The 1,954-nt window shown below is 54.4% G+C and carries 2 protein-coding genes; one reads left to right on the forward strand and one right to left on the reverse strand.

The features are described from left to right. Nucleotides 1-154 precede the first annotated feature (154 nt). Nucleotides 155-1,504 (reverse strand): M16 family metallopeptidase, encoded by a 1,350-nt coding sequence (locus ACTHSP_RS20115; RefSeq protein WP_049329363.1) that lies wholly within the window; start codon nucleotides 1,502-1,504, stop codon nucleotides 155-157. Nucleotides 1,505-1,568: 64 nt separating this feature from the next. Between ACTHSP_RS20115 and pgk the strand changes: the two genes are divergently transcribed. After that, on the forward strand, nucleotides 1,569-1,954 hold a 386-nt coding region (gene pgk, locus ACTHSP_RS20120; protein WP_440346784.1), incomplete at its 3' end, for a phosphoglycerate kinase.

The raw sequence follows: 1,954 nt of genomic DNA on the forward strand, positions 1-1,954 counted from the left end.
TTGGGTGCCGTCGCGGTTGCGCCAGCGTTGGATGTCGGTGGCGGCTTGGACGCTTAAGGGCAGGAGTAGGGCAAGGGTGAGCAGGGTGGGTTTCATGTTGTGGCTTTCTGTTAAGGCCGTCTGAAAGGGTATGGGCTTTCAGACGGCCTGATGTTTATCGGCGTTTGGCAGTTTTTTTGCTTGGCGCGGCGGCAGGTTTTTGCGGCTCGATGATGACGGTGCTCATGCGTTCGTCGGTCAACATCCGGGCGGCAGCCTGTACTTCTTGCGCGCTGACTGCCTGCAGGCGGCGGTGGATTTCTTGTTCGTCGGTATATTGGAAACCGCGCGCTTCGAGGCGGCCCATCATGGAGGCTTGGGAAGACATGGAGTCTTTGGCGTAGATTTCGTTGACCGCTGCTTGGGTTTTGACGCGCTGCAATTCTTCTTCGGAAACGCCGTTGTCGGCAATGTCTTTGATTTCTTGGCGCAGCTGGGCAATCAGAGTATCGGTTTTCACGCCTTCGGCAGGCATGGCCATTACGCTGAACAGCGGCATTTCACGGCTGATGATGTCGTAATGCGTTCCTGCGTTCAATGCGGTTTGCTTGCCGCGCACGAGGTTTTTGTCAAAACGGCTGGACGCGTTGCCTGCCAAAATATCGGAGAGGACGTCGAGGGCAAAAGGCATTGCGTCGTCGAATTTTTGGAGTTTCGGCACACGGAAGTTGATGGCAATCAGCGGCTGGTGTGTGACCGGAGAAGTGGCTTTGACCGTAACAGGCTTGCGCAAATAGGGTTCGGTATGGAGTTTGTTGCGTGGCGGCTGGGCTTTGGCCGAAATATCGCCAAAGAGTTTGGCGGCCGTCTGAAGCGTTTGTTTAGCATCGACATCGCCGACAATGACCAATACGGCATTGTTGGGCGCGTAATATTGTTTGTACCACGCGCGCAGGTCGTCGGCTTTTAGGGTGTGCAAATCTTTCATGTAGCCGATGACGGAGGCGCGCATGGACGGTTGGGTAAAGGCGGCAAGATAGGCTTGTTCCCACATTTTGCCGTCGGCCGTGTCTTCCGTGCGCTGGCGGCGTTCTTCACGGATGACGTTCATCTCGTTGAGGAATTCTTTGTCGCTGAAGTTGAGGTTGTGCATGCGGTCTGCCTCGAGCTTCAGAATCTCGGGCAGGTTGGCGGCGGCGACGTTTTCGTAATACACCGTTTCATTGCGGCTGGTGTAGGCGTTGTTTTGTCCGCCCAGCTCGGACACGCGGCGGTTGAACTCGCCGGAGGGAACGTCTTTCGTGCCTTTAAACATCATGTGTTCCAAAGCGTGGCTCAGGCCGCTTTTGCCCGGTTTTTCATCCACGCTGCCGATTTTGTACCAAATCTGCGAAACGGCCACAGGCGCGCGGTGGTCTTCTTTGACGATGATTTTCAGACCGTTGGGCAGGGTTTCAGAAAGCGTCTGCGCCCATGAGGCGGCAGGCAGCGCGAAGGCAAGCATTAAAGCAATTCGGCGTAACATGGTTTAATCCGTAAAATGAAAATCAATCGCCAAAGTATAGCGGAAAATCTGAAAGATTGGCCGAATGTTTCAGACGGCCTGGGTCTTATCTGCTGATTCACATCAAGCGCGGCCGTTGCCAATCTTTACCGTCGTCCCTCATTCGCGGATAATCCCAAACATTCCCGTTTCCAACCATCACAAAGGAATCATCATGACATTTTTGAAACTGACCGAACAAAATGTTCAAGGCAAAACCGTTCTGATCCGCGCCGATATGAACGTGCCGTTCAAAGACGGCAACATCAGCGACGACACCCGTATCCGCGCTTCGCTCGCATCCATTAAATACTGCTTGGACAACGGCGCGTCTGTGATCGTGATGATCCACCTCGGCCGTCCGACCGAAGGCGAATTCCATCCTGAAGACGATGTAGCGCCTGTTGCCGCGCATTTGGGCAAACTGTTGGG

It is taken from the genome of Neisseria sp. P0001.S005, from assembly GCF_051963715.1.